The sequence below is a fragment of the Pseudomonas sp. Pseusp3 genome, from assembly GCF_047304225.1.
Classification (GTDB): domain Bacteria; phylum Pseudomonadota; class Gammaproteobacteria; order Pseudomonadales; family Pseudomonadaceae; genus Aquipseudomonas; species Aquipseudomonas fluorescens_CD.
Map to the genome: position 1 here is coordinate 1 of NZ_JBGLYV010000182.1, position 6,141 is coordinate 6,141.

Sequence of the window (6,141 nt, forward strand, 5' to 3'; positions counted from 1 at the left end):
TTGTTCCCCCATTTTAAAATTTGCGTTCATAACCATTCCGTTTCTTTTAAAAACCTGGGGGGGCGGGCGCCCCCCGCTACTATCACTGTCCCGCGAAATCACCGGTAAACACGCGCCCCCCCCCCGCGGGGGGGTCCAAAGGGGGTCAGAGTTTCGGCAATTGCCCGATGCGGCCCATCATCTCGGTCACGATCTGCAAGTCCAGCAGGAACTGCCCGGTGGTCTTGAACTCGTTGTCGTTGTGACCGGTGTATTTGACGTCCGGCATGGCCAGGCCGAATTGCACGCCATTCGGCAGTTCGTGCACCGATGTGGCGCCGGCGGAGGTGCCGAACTTGTGTTCCATGCCGAGGTTTTCGCTGGCCGCCGCGAGCAGGGCCTTGACCCATTCACCCTCGGGGTTGCGGTACATCGGTTCAGCAATCGACAGGTCGAAGGCCGGTGCGATCCCGGTCTTCTTGCTCCAGGCGTCCAGCTTTCCGGCGATTTCGGATTTGAGTGCTTCAGGTGACTTGCCCTTCGGCACGCGCAGGTTCACCGCGAGCTTGAAGGCTTTGTCATTCATCCCGACATAGGTCAGGGAAGTGGTCAGCGGGCCCATGAACTCATCGGAAAAGCCGACACCCAATTTGCCACCCAGGTAATCCAGCCCCCAGTTGTCGGCGGCGTAGCGGGCAGCATCAGTGATCTGGTTGTGCTTGAGCGCCACCTTGCCGTCGAGGCTATTGATGAAGTCGAGCATCCTGGCCACCGGGTTCACGCCGGACTCGGGTTCGGAGGAGTGCGCGGACACGCCGGTGACCGTCAGTTTGACGTCCTTGCCGTCGACCTTGGCAGCCACCTCGAAGTTGCCGCCGTTGCGCTTGGCATACTCGGTGCCGGCCTTTTGCAGACTGGCGGCCAGTTCGGCGGGCTTGTCGGTCACCAGGGTCGCAACCGATGTCGACGGAATCTGGTTGGTGGCCAGGCCGCCGGTCATTGCGGTGATTTCCGCGCCCCGGCCTTGGGCGTTGCGCTTGGCGAAGCTGGCCATGACGGTGCCGTAGCCTTTCTCGGCGATCACCACCGGGTAGCCACCATCCAGCGCCAGGTTGTAGTCGGGGGTCGGGTTACGTTCGAAGTAGTAGGGGATGGCGTCGCCCGTTGTTTCTTCGGTGGTGTCGACCAGCAGCTTGAAGTTCCTGGCCAGCGGCAGTTTCTCTTCCTTGATGATCTTCATGGCGTAGAGCGCCACCACGATGCCGTTCTTGTCATCCTCGGTCCCGCGGCCATACATGCGATCGCCGACCAGGGTGACCTTGAATGGATCGAGGCGGGTGCCGTCCTGCAGCACCCAGTTCTCTGGCGTCACTGGCACCACATCGGCATGGGCGTGAATGCCCACGACTTCATCGCCGGTGCCTTCGAGGGAGATCTCATAGACGCGGTTGTCGATGTTGCGAAAATTCAGGTTGAACGCCTGGGCGAGGCCCTTGATCTTCTCGGCAATCCTGATGAATTCGGGGTTGTCGTGCTGGGCAACGCCGTCCACGCGCACGGTCGCAATGGCCACCAGCTCCTTCAGGGTTTCGGTGGCTGCGCTGCCGTATTTCACCCGGGCATAGAGGCCAAGCAAACGATGGATCTGGTTTTGCTGCTCGGCGGTAAGCGACTTGTTGTCGAGGAACGCACGGATGGCCGGACCGAGGTCGTCGGTTGTGGCTATATCGCTCTTGGCCAAACCTTCCAGGAACTGCTTGAAATCCTTGACCGACGCATCACTGAAGGACTTCAGGATGAGTGCGCTCTGTTGTGGCGTGATGTTGGCGTGGGCAGCGGTGGTGAACGATGAAAGGCTGGCGAGCATGAGAGTGGTCGCAGCCAGGTGCTTGAGTGAAAAATCCATTGCTGGGGGCATTCCTTTGCAGGTGGTTTGTAAGAAATATCTGATCGTTTGATCAGAAACATTTGCAAACTAACACCACAAGCGTGTGAAACGGGAGCCCCTGAAGTGGGATCTGTCGCACAGAAATGCAAAAGCGGCGCAGAAACGAAAAACCGCTCTATCAATGCTTACATTCCGAGAACGTCACTTTGCAGGTACCCGGCGTGCCGCCGGATCGGCCGGAATAGCGTATGCAATTATCCAGGGATTTCTGGCGAGCGATGTCCAAAGTGTCACCCCAGGCGAGGCCACCCTCGCCGACGGTGGGGAGTGCCTTTGCAAAGCAGACCGAGCCGATGTTTGCGGCTGGAGTTGGAGCTTGAGCCGTAACCGTAGCCGTGCTGGCTTTGCCTGAACATCCGGCCAGCAGCGCCAGATTGGCGGCGAGCAGGGAAAACAGGATCCATGACGAGCGTCGGCGCGCAGTTTGTCCTGTCATCCCGGTTCCCCCTGTCTCAAGAGGCGTGTTCAAGTTTGTGTCTATTCAGATTAGGCCCCTGTCAGGACATCATCCAACCTCGGCTGGTTTTTTCCTCAATCAAAAGAGTCATGTGTTTTTTAGCATTGGTCCTGTCCGATTGGCTCTATAGACCACTGAACATACTGATGATCACGGCATTGACCAGGTCAATGAAAAAGCCACACACCAGCGGCACGATCAGGAAGGCCTGGTGGGCCGCACCGTACTTTTGCGTCACGGTCGACATGTTGACGATGGCGGTCGCCGTGGATCCGAGGGCAATCCCGCCGAATCCGGAAGCAATCACGCTGGCTTCGTAATCGCGCCCCATGCAGCGGAAGACCACAAAATACGTATAGAGGACCGTCAGCAGAATCTGCAGGGTCAATGCGCACAGAATGAACATCAACGCGCCGCTGAGTTGCCATAGCTGAAGCCCCATCAGGGCCATGGTCAAAAACATGCCCAGACAGATATCGGAGATCAGCGACAGGCCCAGGCTGGCGCCGCTCCAGGTTTTCAGTCGTTGATCGCCCACAAAGGCGAGAACGAGGTGGTGAATGACGATGCCCGCGAACAGGCAACTGACAAATTTCGGCAAGGTGACGCCGGCTTCGACCAGCAGCAGGTTGAGCCCATAGCCGAGCATCAGGGTCAGGTTGAGCCACATCCAGGCCCAGAGCACGTCGTAATAGTCCAGTGGTTTGCTCGGTTGTTGCTCGAGAATGCCGACTTCCAGGTCCGCATCCCGCGACGGCGTCAGTTGATAGCGACGTATCAGTCGGTTGGCGATAGGGCCGCCGATGACGCATGCGGCAATCAGGCCGACGGTGTTGCTGGCGATGCCCAGCTCGTGCGCGTTACCGATGCCCAGTTTATCGACGAAAAGCGGTGCCCATGCCAGGGTGGTGCCGACCCCGCCCGTGAGGGAAATGGAGCCCACCATCAAGCCGGCCTTGGGATCGAGCCCAAAAGCCTCGGCCACACCCATGCCCAGCGAGTTTTGCAGGAGAATGAACACCGCGGCGAGCAGCAGCAGGATCAGCAGCGGGCGCCCACCCTTGAGCAGTTGGCGCATGTCCGATTTCAAGCCAATGCCGGCGAAGAAATAGAGCAGCAGGGTGTCGCGAACTTGCAGATCGAATTCGATCTGGATATTCAGGCCGAAGTACAGCAAGGACGTAACCGCCGCACAGACGAAGCCGCCGACGACCGATTCGGGGATGCAGTATTGACGGAGAAAGGCGTTGTGCTGGACGAGGGTTTTACCGAGGAAAAGCAGGAGGATGGCAAGGGTAAAACTCACGAGGCCGTGAACTTGCAAAAGCTGTGAAGTCATTTAAGGCCTGCCTAAAAACTGGAAAATCATTATCAGGATTCGGTCAGTCAATGTTTGGACCTGTATCAATGAATCGGTCGATTCAGCAAATACCAGCCTAGATTTTCCAGATGGCTGTCCGATTATCAGCTACGTCTGCGCGCCAGGAGTGAGGACAGCCTAGCCTAAATGGGAAAACCCGGCTGCGTTGGCATAGGCCGCCATAACGCTCCCAATGGCCAATCAAATATCTGACTTTAGCCGCTCGATCAGACTTGTAGGAGCGAGCTTGCTCGCGATGGACTCAAGAGCGCTGCGTTTAGTCAGTAATCACGCGGCATCGTTAACGACCATCGCGAGCAAGCTCGCTCCTACAGTAAGTAGATTGTTATCAATGTACGGCCGGAAATATGTTGACCTGACTGTTTCGTACCAACAGACTTTCGTTCTCTTGTGTATTTCCAATAGGTCTGTTTGATGCGTAAATCATTTTCCGTCGTAGCGTTAAGTTTTCTTGTATCGCAGTACTCCCTTGCCGGCGAAGCCACCAACACGGCGGTCGGTGGCGGTCTCGGCGGCGCCCTTGGAAGCGTGGTCGGCCAAGCCATGGGAGGTAGCACGGGCGCCGCGATCGGAGCCGGTGTAGGCGGCGCGGCTGGGGGCGCAATGACGGCGAAGAGCGGCAAGAAGACTGAATCGGCTATTGGTGGTGGTCTCGGTGCAGCGGGCGGTCAGGTCATCGGCAACAGTGTCGGCGGTTCCACTGGTGGCTTGATCGGCGCCGGACTGGGCGGCGCAGCAGGTGGTGCTATCGGCAACAATATGGCCGATGACGATGACCACCACAATTCCGACTACAAACATAAGAACAAGAATAAATATAAGCACAAACACAAGCATGACGACTGATTGCCGGTACTGAGATAGAGCTATCGAGACAGTTGTTTCAAAAGGGGGCGAGCATAACGCTCCCCCTGATTGCCGCCAACAGCGCAGGCCGGCGACCCGGCTACATTCATCTTCCACAGCAATGACCATCTCCATGTGTAAACACCGTCGTATTGCGATTGGTGCAGCACATGTTGATGAAAGCTTATCTTGAAAACGCAAATGCTAATTTGTATCATTAGTTTTCAAAATCAGCGAAGCAGGGAACGCAGCGCCCAAACAATAATAAGGTCAAGGCAATGCTCAAAATGCTTCTCGTATACGGTCATCTGCTCGCTACGTGTATTGCCCTGGGGAGGGTGTTGCAGGCGGATCACAAGCTTTGGAGTTGGCGCAAGGAAACACTGGATCAGGTGCGGCTTGAGTACGTTGAAGAAACTCAGAGGATCGTCAGCCTCGCCCTGCTGGCCCTTTGGGCAAGCGGATTGTTGCTGGTGCTCCAGGGGTATCTCAATGAAGGCGACGCGTATCTGCTCAATCAGAAACTCTGGGCCAAGGTGACTGTCGTCGCGCTACTTAGCCTGAACGGTGCATTGTTGCATCGAGTCGGCTTCCCGTTGCTGCAAAAGGCTCCATTCGTCGCACTGCGCAGTGCAGGCCGTACGCGGCTCGCGTTGTTGGGCGCGTTTTCCATGAGCGGTTGGCTGTTCGCCGCTTTCCTTGGGGTAGCTCGAGCCTGGAATCACGTGCTGCCTTATCAACATGTGATGGGCGCATTCGCTGCATTCTCGTTACTGGCTTGTTGCGTGGCACTTGCAGTCGCCGGCAGGGCGGGCAGTGTCGGTGCGCAAGAAAACTCGGTCCCGGGGTAGCTTTCAATGACGTGCAGCCGGTTCGTTGGCTTAAACGAACTCCGTCGAATTGTGGCGGGCTTCAACGAATCGGGCTGCGGTCACGGGGCATTTGCGTAATCAAAGGATGCCTTCGTCCGGGAAGCAGAGGGCGAGTCCATCGACTGTTTGCAGACCTGCGGCTGTGCAAGAACTGCACCGGGATGTTCCTGGCCTGTGCCTCCAGTCGAAAAGGCTGATCAGCTGATGCTGGCAGTACTCCCCCCATTTCGGTGTTGCCCCAGCCGCCGTCACTTCCCGGTGATCGCCTGTGGTAGAGGCTTCTCGACCACTCGTCCTTTTTCCATGGCCAATTGGCCGTCCCCCGATAATTCGATGGCGTCCCCAACCGCCGGTCGGCTTTTTCCTGTGCCGGTTGACCCTGAGCCAGAAAGGGCTAATTTCAATACGTGGGAAAAAATCCCACGCGGAATATTCAAGATAGACTGTAAGTCTGACGGGTTGCTCCCTTGCCGCTCCCGGTTTGCAGCGCGGATAGCGTTGGCACTGCTCGCGGCAAATCATCAGGAGAATGCACGATGAACACTTACCTGCTTTTCAAGAAAGGTTTACTGGCGCTGGCCATCGGCGGCGTCCTCTCGGCTTCCATCGTTTTGGTACCGGATTTCGTTTCCCATGATTCGAGTGCCTATGCCAAGGA

Annotated in this window: 5 protein-coding genes; 2 read left to right on the forward strand and 3 right to left on the reverse strand. The window is 57.1% G+C overall.

All coding sequences use genetic code 11. From position 1 onward, the window contains the following. Positions 1–145 precede the first annotated feature (145 nt). The 3 genes from ACCD00_RS29960 to gltS all read right to left on the reverse strand — a co-directional run bounded on the left by ACCD00_RS29960 (position 146) and on the right by gltS (position 3,723). A complete protein-coding gene (locus ACCD00_RS29960) occupies positions 146–1,885 on the reverse strand; it encodes a dipeptidase (RefSeq protein ID WP_413428821.1) in 1,740 nt (579 codons plus the stop codon). A 160-nt stretch (positions 1,886–2,045) separates the two neighbouring features. Next, positions 2,046–2,363, reverse strand: a complete 318-nt coding sequence (locus ACCD00_RS29965) for a hypothetical protein (RefSeq protein WP_413428822.1) — start codon at positions 2,361–2,363, stop codon at positions 2,046–2,048. A gap of 145 nt (positions 2,364–2,508) precedes the next feature. Next, complete coding sequence (gltS, locus tag ACCD00_RS29970) at positions 2,509–3,723, reverse strand: sodium/glutamate symporter (RefSeq protein WP_413428823.1); 1,215 nt, start codon at positions 3,721–3,723, stop codon at positions 2,509–2,511. 456 nt (positions 3,724–4,179) lie between these two features. On the opposite strand from gltS, the gene ACCD00_RS29975 reads away from it, so the two are divergent. Beyond that, the gene (locus ACCD00_RS29975) at positions 4,180–4,611 is read left to right on the forward strand and encodes a glycine zipper domain-containing protein (RefSeq protein ID WP_413428824.1); all 432 of its coding nucleotides are present in this window, start codon (positions 4,180–4,182) and stop codon (positions 4,609–4,611) included. A 278-nt stretch (positions 4,612–4,889) separates the two neighbouring features. Further along, positions 4,890–5,462 carry a hypothetical protein gene (locus ACCD00_RS29980; RefSeq protein ID WP_413428825.1) on the forward strand — a complete coding sequence of 191 codons (573 nt, stop codon included), beginning with the start codon at positions 4,890–4,892 and terminating at the stop codon, positions 5,460–5,462. Positions 5,463–6,141: the final 679 nt, after the last annotated feature.